General features: G+C 42.5%; 18 protein-coding genes. 1 reads left to right on the top strand and 17 read right to left on the bottom strand.

What is annotated here, in order from left to right; genetic code table 11:
- Positions 1-6: 6 nt before the first annotated feature.
- The 11 genes from MGG13_RS06350 to MGG13_RS06400 are packed head-to-tail and all read right to left on the bottom strand — an operon-like array spanning position 7 to position 10747.
- The gene (locus MGG13_RS06350) at positions 7-351 is read right to left on the bottom strand and encodes a YpoC family protein (protein ID WP_133431919.1); all 345 of its coding nucleotides are present in this window, start codon (positions 349-351) and stop codon (positions 7-9) included.
- Positions 341-1000: an endonuclease III gene (gene nth / locus MGG13_RS06355; RefSeq protein WP_239034351.1), complete on the bottom strand. Its 660-nt coding sequence runs from the start codon at positions 998-1000 to the stop codon at positions 341-343. The genes MGG13_RS06350 and nth overlap by 11 nt, the downstream gene beginning before the upstream one ends.
- Positions 990-1643, bottom strand: a complete 654-nt coding sequence (locus tag MGG13_RS06360) for a DnaD domain-containing protein (protein ID WP_239034352.1) — start codon at positions 1641-1643, stop codon at positions 990-992. Before MGG13_RS06360 ends, nth begins: the two co-directional genes overlap by 11 nt.
- A gap of 46 nt (positions 1644-1689) precedes the next feature.
- Entirely contained in the window at positions 1690-2988 is a 1299-nt protein-coding gene (gene asnS, locus MGG13_RS06365) for an asparagine--tRNA ligase (protein ID WP_239034353.1), read from the bottom strand.
- 2 nt (positions 2989-2990) lie between these two features.
- Positions 2991-4175: a pyridoxal phosphate-dependent aminotransferase gene (locus MGG13_RS06370; protein WP_133431923.1), complete on the bottom strand. Its 1185-nt coding sequence runs from the start codon at positions 4173-4175 to the stop codon at positions 2991-2993.
- A 59-nt stretch (positions 4176-4234) separates the two neighbouring features.
- Complete coding sequence (locus MGG13_RS06375; protein WP_239034354.1) at positions 4235-6823, bottom strand: helicase C-terminal domain-containing protein; 2589 nt, start codon at positions 6821-6823, stop codon at positions 4235-4237.
- A 10-nt stretch (positions 6824-6833) separates the two neighbouring features.
- A complete protein-coding gene (locus MGG13_RS06380) occupies positions 6834-7805 on the bottom strand; it encodes a biotin--[acetyl-CoA-carboxylase] ligase (RefSeq protein WP_239034355.1) in 972 nt (323 codons plus the stop codon).
- A complete protein-coding gene (locus tag MGG13_RS06385) occupies positions 7792-8937 on the bottom strand; it encodes a CCA tRNA nucleotidyltransferase (protein WP_239034356.1) in 1146 nt (381 codons plus the stop codon). Before MGG13_RS06385 ends, MGG13_RS06380 begins: the two co-directional genes overlap by 14 nt.
- Positions 8924-10051: an N-acetyl-alpha-D-glucosaminyl L-malate synthase BshA gene (gene bshA, locus MGG13_RS06390; RefSeq protein WP_239034357.1), complete on the bottom strand. Its 1128-nt coding sequence runs from the start codon at positions 10049-10051 to the stop codon at positions 8924-8926. Before bshA ends, MGG13_RS06385 begins: the two co-directional genes overlap by 14 nt.
- Positions 10048-10425 (bottom strand): methylglyoxal synthase, encoded by a 378-nt coding sequence (mgsA, locus tag MGG13_RS06395; RefSeq protein ID WP_239034358.1) that lies wholly within the window; start codon positions 10423-10425, stop codon positions 10048-10050. Before mgsA ends, bshA begins: the two co-directional genes overlap by 4 nt.
- Before the next feature lie 4 nt (positions 10426-10429).
- Positions 10430-10747 carry a nucleotide pyrophosphohydrolase gene (locus MGG13_RS06400; RefSeq protein ID WP_239034359.1) on the bottom strand — a complete coding sequence of 106 codons (318 nt, stop codon included), beginning with the start codon at positions 10745-10747 and terminating at the stop codon, positions 10430-10432.
- A 62-nt stretch (positions 10748-10809) separates the two neighbouring features.
- On the opposite strand from MGG13_RS06400, the gene MGG13_RS06405 reads away from it, so the two are divergent.
- Positions 10810-11688, top strand: a complete 879-nt coding sequence (locus MGG13_RS06405) for a YitT family protein (protein ID WP_239034360.1) — start codon at positions 10810-10812, stop codon at positions 11686-11688.
- A gap of 36 nt (positions 11689-11724) precedes the next feature.
- On the opposite strand, the gene MGG13_RS06410 is transcribed toward MGG13_RS06405, so the two are convergent.
- From MGG13_RS06410 to MGG13_RS06435, 6 genes are all read right to left on the bottom strand, one after another.
- The gene (locus MGG13_RS06410) at positions 11725-12420 is read right to left on the bottom strand and encodes a zinc metallopeptidase (protein WP_133431931.1); all 696 of its coding nucleotides are present in this window, start codon (positions 12418-12420) and stop codon (positions 11725-11727) included.
- Positions 12421-12471: 51 nt separating this feature from the next.
- Positions 12472-13053 carry a DUF1405 domain-containing protein gene (locus tag MGG13_RS06415; protein WP_133431932.1) on the bottom strand — a complete coding sequence of 194 codons (582 nt, stop codon included), beginning with the start codon at positions 13051-13053 and terminating at the stop codon, positions 12472-12474.
- A gap of 49 nt (positions 13054-13102) precedes the next feature.
- Positions 13103-13891, bottom strand: coding sequence for a menaquinol-cytochrome c reductase cytochrome b/c subunit (locus MGG13_RS06420; RefSeq protein WP_133431933.1), 789 nt, complete (start codon positions 13889-13891; stop codon positions 13103-13105).
- Positions 13892-13918: 27 nt separating this feature from the next.
- Complete coding sequence (qcrB, locus tag MGG13_RS06425; RefSeq protein ID WP_133429078.1) at positions 13919-14593, bottom strand: menaquinol-cytochrome c reductase cytochrome b subunit; 675 nt, start codon at positions 14591-14593, stop codon at positions 13919-13921.
- 12 nt (positions 14594-14605) lie between these two features.
- Positions 14606-15109, bottom strand: a complete 504-nt coding sequence (locus tag MGG13_RS06430) for a QcrA and Rieske domain-containing protein (protein WP_133431934.1) — start codon at positions 15107-15109, stop codon at positions 14606-14608.
- A gap of 116 nt (positions 15110-15225) precedes the next feature.
- Positions 15226-15654 carry a DUF2487 family protein gene (locus MGG13_RS06435; protein WP_239034361.1) on the bottom strand — a complete coding sequence of 143 codons (429 nt, stop codon included), beginning with the start codon at positions 15652-15654 and terminating at the stop codon, positions 15226-15228.
- Between the last annotated feature and the right edge of the window lies 1 nt (position 15655).

Here is a 15655-nt window from a genome sequence, read left to right on the forward strand (position 1 = left end):
GGCCTCTCATTTGATAGACTCTTTTTTAGCTTTTCTGTTATCTCTGATTTTTTTAATGGCTGCCAGTTTTTTGATCTCCGGGCGCATTGTCTTCATCTGCTGGTAACGCATAAAGTGAAAACTATTGGCAGAAATAAAGTCGATACGTTCAGCTGCATTCAGCGGTTTATATTCCAGTTGTTCAATCTGAGTAACATCAACAGACTTTTCATTGACTTCAAATAAGTATGCAATGAGCGCATCTTTATATTGTTCTAATAGGACTAACCCTTCTTCACTCTGCATCGCTTTGTCATCTGCTAATGCCTCAAGCTTCACTTCAAGTTCCTCAAAAATGGCCTCATTCTTCACCGACTAACACCTTCTTTCTTTTCTTTCCTTCTCGGCAGTCACTCAGCAGCGGACACTCATTACATTTAGGATTTTTAGCCGTACAGTGATAACGGCCAAAGAAGATAAGCTGGTGATGCGTTTTGGTCCAGCGTTCTTCAGGTACCTGCCGACATAGGGTCGCTTCAACTTCTGTGACATTATCTTTCCAGGGACAAATACCAAGACGCTTCGAGACCCTCTCAACATGTGTATCAACAGCCAGCGCAGGGACACCGAAAGCAACGGAGACAACGACATTAGCAGTCTTACGCCCGACGCCCGGTAGCTTGACCAGTTCTGCATGTTCTTTTGGCACCTGTCCTTCATATTCATCCAGCAGGATACGGCACAGCGACTGTATATTCTTCGCTTTATTTCTGTAGAGTCCTATAGAGCGTATATCCTCCATCAGTTCTTCTAGTGGCACACTGAGATAGTCGTGAGGTGTATGATACTTCTCAAAAAGTGATGCTGTCACTCTATTGACTGTTGCATCTGTACATTGTGCTGACAGTAAAACAGCAATCGTTAAGTCGAATGGATTGCGGTAGTTCAGCTCACACTCTGCATCAGGGAACATCTCCGCTATGACATTCAGCATCTCCATGGTCTTCTTTTTACTTAGCATAAGGATTCTCTCCGTTCACCCAGTCAAACACCGGAAAGTTTTGAATCGTTTTAGTCATTTTGCGGCCTGTCTTAAAATCGTTGCTGACTGTTTTAGAGTCATCTATCGTTTTAACATTCCGTTTCTGCCAGTTCAGCAAAATACGGTCTATATACTTAAAGCTGAGCTTATCATGTGATACGGCTTCGTCAAGAGCTGCCTCAATGATTTCCAGCGAGTGATGGTCACTATCCAGCCAGTGACTGAGTGTCTGCATCTCTATAGGGGTCAGCGGTCTGCTGAAGGCGGTTTCAAAGCGTTCGAACAGTGTATTGAAACTGACTTCATGACTGACTGTCTTTTCCTGAAAGCGTGCCTGCAGTTGTCGATCTAACGGCTCTAGTGAAATGATTTCATTGTATTGCTGATGACTGCGGTCCACATGTATCGTGATCAGGTCTTTTTGTATCAGTCCCTGAATCTGTGCAGCCACTTGTTCTGTCGATAACGACATCTCATCGGACAGCTCCTTAAACCCAGGCATCTCTTTGCCATCATATGGCATCAGTTTAAGCAGGACGACCAGCTCTGTTTCATTAATTTTTAAATGCCGGTAATCTTTTAAGAGAATGTGTGGCACTGATAAATGTTGATTAATAAGCATACTTTCACCTACAAGAAAACGCTAACGACTGTTAGCGTTTTGATTTTTATGGATAAAGTCTGTTCAGTAGACGTGGGAACGGACTTGTTTCTCTGACGTGTTCTACACCTGAAATCCAGGCCACTGTTCTTTCTAACCCAAGACCGAAGCCTGAATGCGGCACACTGCCGTATTTACGGAGGTCAGTATAGTAAGAATAAGCTGCCGGGTCAAGATCATGTTCTTTCAGGCGAGTTTCAAGAAGCTCAAGGTCGTTGATACGCTCTGAACCACCGATAATTTCACCGTAGCCTTCTGGTGCAATCAGGTCAGCACATTTCACTGTGCCTTCTTCCTCTGGATTTGGTTCCATATAGAATGGTTTGATTTTTGTCGGATAGTTGACGATGAATACAGGCAAATCAAAATGATTGGCAATCGCTGTTTCGTGCGGCGCACCGAAATCGTCGCCCCATTCAATATCATCGAAGTCCATTTCTTTCAGCATCTTGATCGCATCTGTATAAGTGATACGCGGGAATGGTGCTTTCACTTTTTCCAGCTTTTCAGTGTCACGTCCCAGCAACTTAAGATCAAGCTGACAGTTCTTAAGTACGGACTGTACGATATAGCTCACGTAGTCTTCCTGCACTTTCAGGCTGTCTTCATGCTGATAGAAGGCCATTTCCGGCTCAATCATCCAGAACTCAATTAAGTGACGGCGTGTTTTTGATTTCTCTGCACGGAAAGTCGGACCGAATGAGAAGACTTTACCATGTGCCATCGCTGCCGCTTCCATATATAACTGACCACTCTGTGAAAGAAATGCATCTTCGTCAAAGTATTTTGTATGGAAAAGTTCGCTTGTCCCTTCCGGTGCACTACCTGTTAAAATCGGCGGATCAATCTTAGTGAATCCTTCATTGTTGAAGAACTCATAAGTCGCACGGATGATTTCATTTCTAATTTTCATCACGGCGTGCTGACGTTTCGAACGCAGCCATAAGTGGCGGTGGTCCATAAGGAAGTCAGTACCGTGAGCTTTCGGTGTAATCGGATAATCCACTGCTTCGTGGATGATTTCAAGATCCGTCACTTCCATCTCGTAGCCGAAGTCAGAACGTTCGTCTTCTTTTATGACACCTGTAATATAAAGTGAAGTCTCCTGAGTGATGCCTTTAGCAACTTTAAAAAGGTCTTCACCGATATCTTCTTTGACAACGACTGCCTGCATAAATCCTGTACCATCACGTAACTGCAGGAATGCAATTTTGCCGCTAGAGCGTTTATTTAGGATCCAAGCTCCAATAGTGACTGTCTGACCGACAAAATCGGCCGACTGATTGATAGTAATTTTATCTGCCATGTCTATTTCTCCATTCTTTCTTCTACAAATTGTTTGATACGTCTAATCGCTTCTGTCATCGAATCTAAATCTGTTGCGTATGACAGACGAATATTATCAGGTGAACCGAAGCTTGAGCCAGGAACAACAGCAACAAGTGACGTTTCAAGTAACTGCTCTACAAATTCGTCAGCACTATCTAGCCCACAAAGTCGAACTGTTTCTTTCACATTCGGATATAAATAGAACGCGCCTTTTGGCTTAATACATTCAATACCCGGTATTTCCATCAGCTGTGGATAAATCGTATCAAGACGAGACTTGAATGTCTTGTTCATTTCACGTAGGAAGGTCTGGTCACCGTCATACGCTTCTATAGCTGCCCACTGAGAAGGTGTTGTCGGATTACTTGTTGAATGACTCGCAAGATCCGTCATCGCTTTGATCAGCTGTCTATCACCGGCCGCATAACCGATACGCCAGCCTGTCATGGAGTGACTTTTCGATACACCGTTGATGATGACAGTCAGCTTTTTAATGTCCTCTCCTAAAGCAGCGATACTGATATGTTCGCCGTCATAGACAAGCGTCTCATATATTTCATCTGAAACGACAATGATTTGATTTTTTACTGCCCAATCAGCTACGGCCTGCAATTCTTCTTTAGAATAGATGGCACCTGTCGGGTTACTAGGTGTGTTCAAGATGATGGCTTTCGTCTTTTCTGATAACACGCCGTCCAGTTTATCTGTTGTCACTTTAAAAGCTGTTGATTCATCTGTCGTCACATAAACAGGTTCTCCGCCTGCCAGTTTGACCTGCTCTGGATAGCTGACCCAGAAAGGAATCGGAATAATGACTTCATCGCCTTCATCAAGTATCGACTGAAATAAATTGTAAAGTGCATGCTTAGCGCCTGATGCCACCATAATTTCGTTCAGTTCATAGCGCAGACCCTCATCGCGTTCCAGCTTCTCCTGAATCGCCTCTTTCAGCTTAGGAAGTCCGCCAGCTGGTGTATATTTCGTTTTGCCCGCTTCAACCGCCTTAAATGCAGCCTGAATGATATTTTCAGGTGTATTAAAATCCGGCTCACCTGCAGCAAGTCCGATGACATTTTGTCCTGCTGCTTTCAATTCATTCGCCTTAGCAGTGATCGCTAAAGTAGAAGAAGGGGTCAATTTTTGTACTCGTTGAGATAATTCCATTTCAACAGCTCCTTAATGATGATACTTTCAGTTTACCAAAGAAGCCCACTCAGGTTAAATCATTTCTTGTCTTCCGCTTCTTTTTTAGTGACTAAAGAAAGAAAATCTGTCACATCTCCTCTTTTAACGTCATATTTCGACAGAACACCGTCAAAAATATGATGGTAACTCGCTTCAACAATTCGCTTGTCCATACAGAGAATGATGCCCTGATCTTCTTCACGCCTGATCAGACGACCTGCAGCCTGTCTGATTTTAGTTGCTGCATACGGAAGCTGATAGTCATTGAAGCTATCCGCAAGTTCATCTTTCATGAGTAAGATTCGTCTGTCGCTTGGATGAATAAAGGGAATCGTGACAATCATGACACACTTAAATGCATCTGACTGATAATCCACCCCTTCATAAAACGACTGCGTCCCAAGCAGTACGGCACTGTCCAGCTGATTAAACTGATGCAGCAGTTTATGGGCATTGGACTGCGGCGTCTGTACGAGCAGTGTTGTGTCCAGTACATCTTTCAGATAGCTCTCCACTTCACCAATCATCTGATAATTATTGAATAAGACCAGCATTTTTTTATGGTCGGTTGCGAAATACGACGAAATGTAGAAGGCCAGCTGTTCGATATAAGTGTCGTAGTTCTGATACTGAAATTCAGGCATATCATCCGGTATAAAGAATGTCACTTTGTCCTGGCGCGTGACCGGATCAAAAACAGTGACATTTTCCTGGTGTGTGTCAAGCAGAGGACTCAGATGACTGAGTGACTCATTCAGCATCAGTGAACCTGATAGCAAAGTCAGTGAATCGAAATGACTGAAGAGTTGCGTGCTGAAAATATCACCCAGCTTTTTATCTTTAATGAATAAAGTAGTAGCTGTATAGTTGCGTCCAGGCTGAACAAAGACAAGTTTGTCAGCTGTAAGTGCAGTCGATATCTGCTGAAAAATCTGATAAACAAAGTTGACTTCTCTATTCACCATTCGATTTAGATCCAGCTGGTCTGTCATCGTTTTGAAGACGGTCATCTTGTCGAGCAGCTGAGACAGCACCTGAGAAGTTCTTATTCTGATGAAAATACTGCTATGGTCAAGTGCGATTTCCTGAAAGAACTGATCGTTCAGCTGTTCGACTTCCTGTATGACCGTCTTAAGTTCAAAGTGTGATACTGCCAGTTCATCGAGACTTCTTTTCGACTGATTCAGTAGCTGATATGCACTGAAGACCAGTCCATCTTCTTTCGCCAGCTGAGACAGATGATATTTCACGGTCTGGTAGTTCCAGGACGTATAAGTATGCTCAAGTGCAACTTCCTGCAGCTGATGACCTTCATCGATAATCAGATGACTGAACTGACCCGGAAATCCTTCTTTACCTGAATGCAGCAGATGTGCGTGATTCGTCACGCCAAGAACAGGCGCCTTGATTTTACGGACATCCTGATAGAGGTAGGTATCCTGCCTCCCCTTATAGAGTGTACGCATCAAATCCAGATAAATCTTGCGCCCACCGTTGATGTTCAGCTGACTGATATCTCCAGACTGTCCCGCGAGTAAAAAGACAAGTAACTGCATCTTAAGCAGCAGAATATCATGGTTTTCTTTCGTATCATCGAGCAAAAACTTAACAAACTCGACTGAAATATAATTGCGCTTACTTTTCAGCAGAATAAGCGGCACCTGCTGTCCAAGCGCTTTTTCAATCAATCCAGCGTCTGACTGAATCAACTGCTGCTGCAGTGCTTTTGTCGCAGTGGTCAGTAAGATGTTCTCTTCATGCTGTGCGAGATAGTAAGTAGCCGCTGTCAGATAAGCAAGTGATTTACCGCTCCCGACTTCCGCTTCTATCAGCTGCATATTATCCGTCACCATTGTCTCATAGATCAGTTCTGTTAAATAAAGCTGTTCCTGTCGGAAATGCAGCTGATTCACTTCTACAATTCTTCTATAAAATTCTGCCAGCGATTCATCAATCCTGACCTTCTGTGCGTCTACTTTTGTCATTCGATAAGCCAGACCTTTCAGTACTGGATACTGACTGACCGCCTGATGACGCTCTATCAATGGAAAGAGCAGTTTATCTATATCGTTACGCATCTTCTTTGAGAGATGATAAATCTGAACGAGCGTCTCTTTCGGCAGTGCAGCAAGCTTAGCGACAGCGAGCTGCATGATTTCAGCTGTTGCCTGAGCATCCGCAATCGCACTATGTGCATCATCCAGTCGTATACCCAGTATCTCTGCTAAAGCACTTAACTGGTAACTTTCAGCATCGGGATAGACAATCTTAAAAAGATCGACTGTATCAATGCAGTGTCGTGGCTGAAAGGTAACACCCGCCTTATCAAAAAGCCCTGTCAGAAAATTAAGGTCGAAATTAATATTATGCGCGACAAATACTTTATCCTGTAAAAGAGCGAGTACATCCGGCATGATTTCTCTGAATGTCGGTGCCTGTCTGACCATGTCATCCGTGATACCGGTCAGTGATTCAATAAATGGAGGAATCGGCTGGTCGGTATAGACATAGCTGTCATAACAATCGATGATGGTCATATCATCCATAATGACGATACCAATCTGTATGATATCATCGACCGCAATATTATTCCCGGTTGTCTCTATATCGACTACTGCGTACTGCATGTCTTCCCTCCTAAAGTTCTATATCTGCGCTTATAAAGTGATGCAGTGTTCCTTCATCATCCTGAACTATTAAACGGCCATCATCCATCATCTCAACAGCTGTTCCCTCCACTACTTTCTTACCTTCTGTATAACGAAGTTTCCGCTGCCAGATGTTAGAATACTGCATATATTCCTCTTTGATATCACTGAATTCAAGAGTGATAAACTGCTGAAAAGCTACTTCTATTTCAGTGAGCAGTTCCTCAAAAAACTGATAGCGGTTGATTTTCTGACCCGTTGCGGCCATAAGACTCGTTGCTTTCACTGCAAGTTCATCCTGAAAATCTGACAGTTCATGATTTAAATTGATACCAATTCCGCAGATAATATTTTGAATAGCTGAAGCATCGCCACTGATCTCAGTGAGAAATCCGCAGCATTTCCGATCATCTATATAAATGTCGTTCGGCCATTTGATTTTTGCCTCAGCACCGCTCACACGACGAATCGTCTTAGCGATAGCAAGAGACATAAACAGGTTGAAAGTCATAATTTTATGGAGCGGTACCTCTTTTCTAAAGACCGCTGTCATCCACAGACCTTTAGACCCCTGGGAATCCCAGTTGCGGTTAAATCGGCCTCTTCCTGCTGTCTGCACTTCACTGACGACGATAAAAGGCTCATCTGTTTCCAGCATTTTTTCTTTTGCAACCAGCTGAGTGGATGTCACTTCTTTATAGACAAAGCGTTTCTTAAAATAAGAAGACTGCTTGATGATAAGTGCCATCATATCCTGATCCCATTCTTCCGGGAAACGAGTTAACTGATAGCCCTTATTCTGAACTGAACTCAGGCTAAATCCCTGCTGCTTGAGCAGCTCAATAGTCTTCCAGACAGCAGTCCGGCTGATGGACAGTTGTTCAGCAATCATCTGGCCGGATAAATAGGTCGACCGGTTATGATAGAGCAGCTCAAGAATGTCACTTTTATATTTTGCCATGTTGTTCCACCCATTTCAGTATCGAGTCACGCTGATTTTTCAACTGACCCGTAATAATCGCATCTTCAATCTCAGCAAGCATGTTCTTCAGCCAGCTGCCACTGCTTCGATCAAGATGTTTCATTAAATCATTGCCATTTACCTTTATATCCTGTCTTCTATGTATAATGCGATGCTGTGCATAGTCACTCGCATCTGCCTGATGACCCACCAGCGTCTGGCATGATTGAATCATTGACAGTGGATAATGATAGACCAGACGCTCCATCATATATTCTTCCTGCTGCTCAAGCTGCTGTAATACCATTACCGCTTGTTTAACCGCGCGGTAACTGTCATTAGATAGCTTCAGACTTTTAATCCCCTCTATGTCTGCATAACCTTTATAGATATGAAAGGCAATGTAGATTTCAAGTGATAAAGGAATTTCAAGTTTAAGCATTTCCTGCCACTCTCTGAAGTATGGCAGATGCTTGACAAGACCGCTTGCTGTCAATGTAGCGATTCCGGCAGATGGTTTAGGACCATTCAGTAGTTTCTGTATTTCAACTATGATTCTTTCGATCGCTACATGGGCAATAAGGGGCGCACATATTTCAATAGCTTGCTGCGTCTTTTCTTCAATGCTGAAATCCAGAACACTCTGGAAGCGCGCCGCCCTGATCATACGAAGGGCATCTTCTGTAAAACGTGTTTCTGCATCGCCTACAGCACGAATCAAACGTTTCTTTAAATCATCCTGTCCTCCTGTATAATCGATGACTGACATGTTTTCATCAAGGGCCATCGCATTCACCGTAAAATCGCGCCTTAAGATATCCTCTTTAAGGTCTCTGACGAAGATCACAGTATCCGGCCGTCTGTGGTCCTCATATTCTCCGTCTACTCTAAATGTCGTCACTTCAAATGTGCCGTTCAGGATGACCATCACCGTTCCGTGCTCTTTACCAATCGGCACTGTCCGTTCGAATAACGCTTCAACTTCATCAGGCAGAGCACTTGTCGTGATATCCACATCACTAATAGGCAGCTGCAGTAAATGGTTTCGGACAGCTCCTCCTACAATATAAGCCTCATACCCTGCACTTTTAAGCTGATTCAGTACAGGGATAGCAGACTTAAGCTTTTCCATCGATAAGCTCCTTGTAGAGCGCTTCGTATTGTGAAGTAATGGCTGTTGAAGAAAAACGTACTTTGATGTCTTCCAGCATATTGTGCTGCAGCTCTTTGTAATATTTCTCATCAGTCAACAGTTTAATGGCGTAGGCCGCTGCCTGTTCTGAATCTCCTACATCTACTAACAGCCCTGTTTCCTCGTGTCTGATCACTTCACCGATTCCGCCTGCTCTTGTACCAATACAGACGACTCCGCAGTTCATGGCTTCAAGGAGGACTAAACCAAAGCTTTCTTTCTCAGACATCAGTAAGAACAGATCTGACATCTGATAGAAGCTCGCCACTTGTTCCTGTTTACCGACAAACATGACATCTTCATCAACGCCGAGTTTAGAGGCTAGTCTTCTCATTTTAGATAGTTCAGGGCCATCACCGATCAGCAGCAGCTTGACTTTAATAGACTCGCGAACTTTTTTGAACGTATAGAGAATATCCTGTATCCTTTTCACTTTTCTGAAGTTTGAGACATGTGAAATGACTTTATAGTCCACCGGTATCCCGTATATCTCTTTTAGTTCAGTGTTATCGACCATCGTAAAATCATTTTCATTGATGAAGTTATACACCGTTCTGATCTGTTTATTCGGTGCAATGAGGGACATCGTGTCCGCAGTCAGTGCATCGCTGACACTCGTGACAATATCGCTTTCTTCAATTCCAAAACGAATGGCACTTCTCAGTGTTGAATCATAGCCTAAAACAGTGATATCAGTTCCGTGCAATGTCGTGACGATCTTGACATCTTTACGGGCAATCTGGCGTCCTAAAATACCACAGATGGCATGAGGAACCGCGTAATGCATATGAAGCACATCTAAGTCATACGCATTGATGACTTCCGCTATTTTTGTGGCAAGCGTGATATCATACGGTGGATATTGAAAGACAGCATATTGATTGACATCGACCTGATGGATGGTAATATTCGGTCGCTGAAACTGTATTCTAAAAGGCGTATTGGAAGTGATGAAATGCACATCATGTCCTCGCTCGGCCATCTGTATACCGAGTTCTGTCGCAATAATGCCTGAGCCCCCCATTGTCGGGTAGCAGGTTATCCCTATTTTCATGAAAGTCCTCCGTTCTCGTAATAAGTAATGACAGCAAGTGCTGTTCCTTCATTGGTTGCAAGCGGCACATCATAGACGTCTGATAGCCTTAGCAATGCTGAGACATCCGGTTCGTGCGGCTGAGCAGTCAGCGGGTCTCTGAAGAAGAAGATGGCATCTACTTCTTTATTGGCGACAAGTGCCCCTATTTCCTGGTCTCCACCTAGCGGACCAGACTTAAAGCGATGGACGGTAAGTCCTGTCTCAGTAGAAACCCGCAGTCCTGTCGTGCCGGTTGCATATAGTGTATGTTTACTGAATTCGTCCAGATGGTCCTGAATGAATGTGACCAGTGCTTCTTTCTTCTGATCATGTGCTATAATAGCAAATTTCATAGACTCAATTCCTTTCGAAGCGGTTAAAATCTCGCTCTTCATATTTCTCCATCGTTGCATCAAAACTTTCAGTGAGATCAATGCCCATAGAGTTGGCTAAGCAGATCAGTACAAATAAATTATCAGCTAGTTCGAGGCCGATTTCTTTTTGCTGTTCACTTAGCTTCTTCTGTTTAGGTCCGTAGACATGATTGACTTCCCTGGCCAGTTCACCTACTTCTTCAGTCAGGCGAACCATGTTTTCCATCGGTGTAAAATAACCGACTTTAAAGCCGCTCATATAATCATCTACTTGCTGCTGCATGTCTTTTAGTGTTTTCATAAGTCCTCCTATTGCGCCCTGACTTTCTTTCATTATATGATGGATAAAAGGGGTGTAACAATTTGAATATAAAATTAAAAGCAAGTAATATCATCTTGATATTAATCGGTAGTATTATCTTTAGTTTCGGTATCATCAACTTTAATATGGCTTACCATCTGACAGAAGGCGGCTTTACCGGTATCGCCCTCATATTATATCATTTATTTGGTATCAGCCCTGCTCTAATGAATCTGATTTTCAATATTCCGCTCTTTATCATCGGTTATAAGTTTCTCGGTAGAACGTCTTTTCTATATACATTAATCGGTTCGCTTAGTTCCAGTTTCTTTCTCTATATTTTCGAGAAATTTCCTTTTAACTTTTCTCTCGCAGAACAGGACCTGTTTCTTGTCGCTCTGCTAGGCGGTGTTATGATTGGCATCGGTCTCGGTATCATCCTACGAGCTGGCGGGACGACAGGCGGTGTTGATATTATCGCCCGTGTGACGAAAAAGGAATTCAACTGGCCGATGGGACAAGTCATCTTTATTTTTGACTGCATCGTACTCGTCATCACTTATTTCGCCCTAGGTGATATTAGAATCACACTCTACACTTTAATCTGCGTCTTTGTGGGTGGTAAGATTATCGACATCGTTCAGGGTGCAGGATATACAGCGCGAGGCGCACTTATTATCTCTGATGAATACAATCAAATCGGGGATGCTATCAATACCGTACTGGAAAGAGGCGTCACGCAGATTTCTGCGCATGGCCAGTATTCGAAGACAGAACGTCCCATGCTCTACTGCGTAGTCCCTAAAAACGAAATCTCAAGACTCCGTCAGTTGATCCATGCGATTGACCCTCATGCCTTTGTCTCTATGCTGGAAGTTCATGAGGTCCACGGTGAAGGATTTACGCTCGATGAAAATAAACAGCTGATACAGCAACATTAAAAAAAGTTCTATCCCGGAAGGATAGAACTTTTTAATTTAATCACTGCTTCTTGCCAGCATAAACATTCTCAGGAATTCTGCGACTGCGATAGCTGTAGCAGCAACATAGGTCATCGCAGCAGCTGAGAGCACTGACTTCGCATGACGGTATTCCTGTGTATCAACCATCTGTAACTTTTCAATTTGATTCATTGCGCGACGAGAAGCGTCAAATTCAACTGGCAATGTGACGATAGAAAACAGAACAGCGAAGAACATAAAGAATACGCCTGCCCAGATTGCTAAAGTCCCTAAACTGCTGCCAGATGATGAAATACCTGTTAAGACAGCACCGATCATAATAAGCAGATAGCTAAATGAAGTCCCTAAGTTCGCAAGGGGTAATAAACTAGAACGTACTTTCAGGAAGTTATAGCCTGTAGCATGCTGTATAGCATGTCCCACTTCGTGCGCGGCAATTGCAGTTGCTGCAACACTTGGCTGACGGAAGTTAGAAGGACTTAAAACCACTCGTTTTGTACGTGGATCATAATGGTCTGATAAGAAACCTTGACCTTCCAGTACTTGAACATCATGAATGCCATTTGCAGCCAGAATTTCTTCTGCTACCTGTTTTCCGGACTTGCCTGAAGTCGATCTGACTTTAGAATATTTGTTGTATGTCGATTTAACCTTATGCTGGAAATACATAGGAATCAACATGATAATAACGAAATAAATAATATAGCTCATCGATTTCCTCCTAGATAATTTGCTTACCTCTATTTTATTGAGAAGGTCAGATTAAGTCAAATAATTCATGCCGACAAATTTACGCCACAGAATGACGATAGGTATGACAGTCAGCCAGAACGCAAAATAACCGATATGTCTGATGTAGGTCTCGAGCATACTATAGACCGGATACTGCATATAGACGTAATCAATCACATCATTATGAAAGACCCAGATAAGCGTCGCTAAAATATGCCATTTCTTTATCTTAAAAAACGGTAAAAATAAGAAAGCTTCTATCGCCATAATACCATGCGAGACACATAACATGAGTCCCGTAGCCGTCACTTCACCCATTTCAATGAAGGTGAAAATATTCATGACGACTGCCCACACACCATATTTAATCAGTGTGACAAAAGCGAGTGCCTCAAAAAGTCCAGAATGTTTTTTCAGGACAATGAAAAAGAGCGCGATACATAAAAAAAGACTCGCTGTCGGACTGTCAGGAACAAACGGCATGAAGTACCAGCGAGTATGTTCTAACTGCCCTAGATACCAGTAATAACCATAAAGTGTTCCTAAAAGATTGCAGATGATTAGAAAGATAAGAAAATAGCGGTTCGTCAACCAGAAATAAAGCTGCTGCATACAAATCCTCCTATAAAAAAAGAGTCATCTAAAAGATGACTCTCAATTGTTATTTCTTTAAAGGTTTACCGTTTTCATCAGTCAGTTCAAGTTTAGCTACATATTCAGCAACTTGCTTGATCTGATCTTTAGATAACGTATCTTTAAATGATGGCATTTTACCAGCACCATTTGTTACGAATGCTTCAACAGCTGCAGGCTGTAAGTTAGCTTCTACTAAGTTAGGACCTGCTCCACCTGTCAGCTCACCACCGTGACAACTTGTACAGTTAGACTTGATGATGTCTGTATAGACTGGATCTTTTTTATCTAAGTTAGAGAAAGTGATTTTACCTTGTGCTTCTTGTTTTTCCCAGTCATGATAGTGACTAGATTCCCAAGTTGTATAGAATAAAATAGCTACAGTAAGTAACATCATACCTGAAGCCACTGGACGTTTATACCATAAACGGTGACGGCTCGTATCTAACCAAGGCGCAAGCAGTAATGCTGCGAATGCGATACCTGGTAAGACGATAGCACCGAACGTGTTGAACGGACCAGAAGCGTAAGTGTATTTTAAGATCTGGTATAAGAATAAGAAATACCAGTCAGGAAGTGGTGTATACCCTGTATCAGAAGGATCAGCTACACGCTCAAGCGGCGCTGGATGCGCAACAGTTAAGCATAAGAATGCGATTAAGAAAACCGCACCTGTCATCCATTCTTTCAGTAAGAAGTCGGGCCAGAAACTTTCTGTTTTACCCGGAAATTCTGAATAATCTCTGTTTAATTTGGCTTTCTCGTATTTTTTAATACGTGAATCACCGACAAATGTCATCCCTTTACCGCGATGCATCTCTCATTACCTCCTTTTATATTCGGTTTATAATGGACCAGAAATACCTTGTTTACGAATCATAATAAAGTGAGCCGCTAATAACGCGAATAAACATGCAGGTAAGAAGAACACGTGAATCGCGAAGAAACGTGTTAACGTCTGAGCACCGACAATCTGTGCGTCACCGGCAAGCAACGTCTTCACCCATCCTCCGATGAATGGTACAGATTCTGCAATCTGAAGACCTACTTTAGTACCGAATAAAGCTTTCATATCCCATGGTAATAAGTAACCAGTGAAACTTAAACCAACCATAATAATAAAGATTAATACGCCGACAACCCAGTTTAATTCTCGAGGCTGTTTGTATGAACCTGTAAAGAATACACGAAGTGTATGCAGGAACATCATGACCACTACTATACTCGCACCCCAGTGGTGCATACCACGAACGATAACACCCGCTGCTACGTCATGCTGTAAATAGTAAACTGATTTCCATGCATTGACGATATCGGGTACGTAATACATAGTTAAGAACATACCTGATAATACTTGGATTACTGTGATGAAGAATGTTAAACCACCGAAGCAGTAGACGAATGCAGAAAAGTGATAAGCAGGGTTGACATGCTCAGGCACCTCATGATCCGCAATATCTCGCCAGATGGGTGTTACATCAAGTCGATCATCGACCCAGTCATAGATTTTCTCGATCATTTAATTACCCTCCTATTTCGCTAACTCATTCGGATGCTTTTTACCGATCGTCAGCATTCCGCCTTTTTCGCCTGTTTCATACTGATCAAGTGGTGCAAGTGGTGGTGTACCTGGAATATTCTTACCGTTCTTCTCGTAACGACCGTTATGACAAGGACAGAAGAATTGATTCGGATTGCTCGCATCACCATTCCAGTTAACCGTACAACCTAAGTGTTTACAAGTCGGTGAAAGTGCAACAATGTTTTCGCCGTCTTTATAAACCCAAGCGAATTCAGTAACTTCACTTGTATACCAAGCGTCTTTCTGTTCAAATTTAAAATCAACCTTAGTTGGTTCTTCTTTGATTTCAGAGACTTTGACACTTGTTGTAATCATATTTCCAGCCGCTCCACTCTTGAAGACTGGATCCAGCGCAAAACGACCTAATGGTAAAGCGATACCAGCAGCCATAAATGATCCAACTCCCATCAGGGAATAGTTTAAAAATTGGCGTCTTGTGACACGTTGGCTCATTTAGTTTTCCCCCCTCTAATGCTTTGTTAATTCAAAAATATACTAGGACATATCAATTTTAGCCTAATAAATTAGGATGGTCAATAAAATGTCGGAAATATGTCATGAAAATTTAATTACTTATTCCACATTGAAATAATCGTTCTCATCAAGCTTTTGACTTGTGGTTCAATCATTTCTTCACGCATGTCAGCATCCATTGAAGCAAGTGGAAATACATTCACTTTGAACTGTGTCTCAGCAGTTTCAAATCGAGAATGTGAAGGTGTCACAAAAAGGATATTTCTCATACCATAGCTTTTTAATTGTTCACCAATCACAGTCGCAAGTGTATAATCCTCCTGCACTTGTACAGGCGGAACAAGCAGGACTCTGCCTTTAAACTGATTTTCAACTGATAAGGTCATCATCTGAATCACTTCGTAGCTATCAACGATATTCAGAAGCTGGTTTCTATAATCCACATCGATAACAGGAATAATAGCTGTATCAATATATTCGAGCTGGTGCTTAATATCCTTTAAGTCCTGATGATTGAATAACATG

This window comes from Macrococcus brunensis, from assembly GCF_022343725.1.
In the GTDB taxonomy this organism is placed as follows: domain Bacteria; phylum Bacillota; class Bacilli; order Staphylococcales; family Staphylococcaceae; genus Macrococcus; species Macrococcus brunensis.

Coding starts and splice junctions, on each gene's coding strand:
- mgsA (WP_239034358.1), bottom strand. CDS start 10,425: ATGAAATTTGCTATTATAGCACATGATCAGAAGAAAGAAGCACTGGTC.
- MGG13_RS06360 (WP_239034352.1), bottom strand. CDS start 1,643: ATGCTTATTAATCAACATTTATCAGTGCCACACATTCTCTTAAAAGAT.
- qcrB (WP_133429078.1), bottom strand. CDS start 14,593: ATGATCGAGAAAATCTATGACTGGGTCGATGATCGACTTGATGTAACA.
- nth (WP_239034351.1), bottom strand. CDS start 1,000: ATGCTAAGTAAAAAGAAGACCATGGAGATGCTGAATGTCATAGCGGAG.
- MGG13_RS06375 (WP_239034354.1), bottom strand. CDS start 6,823: ATGCAGTACGCAGTAGTCGATATAGAGACAACCGGGAATAATATTGCG.
- MGG13_RS06370 (WP_133431923.1), bottom strand. CDS start 4,175: ATGGAATTATCTCAACGAGTACAAAAATTGACCCCTTCTTCTACTTTA.
- MGG13_RS06400 (WP_239034359.1), bottom strand. CDS start 10,747: ATGAAAACACTAAAAGACATGCAGCAGCAAGTAGATGATTATATGAGC.
- MGG13_RS06385 (WP_239034356.1), bottom strand. CDS start 8,937: ATGGAAAAGCTTAAGTCTGCTATCCCTGTACTGAATCAGCTTAAAAGT.
- MGG13_RS06435 (WP_239034361.1), bottom strand. CDS start 15,654: ATGTTATTCAATCATCAGGACTTAAAGGATATTAAGCACCAGCTCGAA.
- bshA (WP_239034357.1), bottom strand. CDS start 10,051: ATGAAAATAGGGATAACCTGCTACCCGACAATGGGGGGCTCAGGCATT.
- MGG13_RS06420 (WP_133431933.1), bottom strand. CDS start 13,891: ATGCATCGCGGTAAAGGGATGACATTTGTCGGTGATTCACGTATTAAA.
- MGG13_RS06410 (WP_133431931.1), bottom strand. CDS start 12,420: ATGAGCTATATTATTTATTTCGTTATTATCATGTTGATTCCTATGTAT.
- asnS (WP_239034353.1), bottom strand. CDS start 2,988: ATGGCAGATAAAATTACTATCAATCAGTCGGCCGATTTTGTCGGTCAG.
- MGG13_RS06380 (WP_239034355.1), bottom strand. CDS start 7,805: ATGGCAAAATATAAAAGTGACATTCTTGAGCTGCTCTATCATAACCGG.
- MGG13_RS06430 (WP_133431934.1), bottom strand. CDS start 15,109: ATGAGCCAACGTGTCACAAGACGCCAATTTTTAAACTATTCCCTGATG.
- MGG13_RS06415 (WP_133431932.1), bottom strand. CDS start 13,053: ATGCAGCAGCTTTATTTCTGGTTGACGAACCGCTATTTTCTTATCTTT.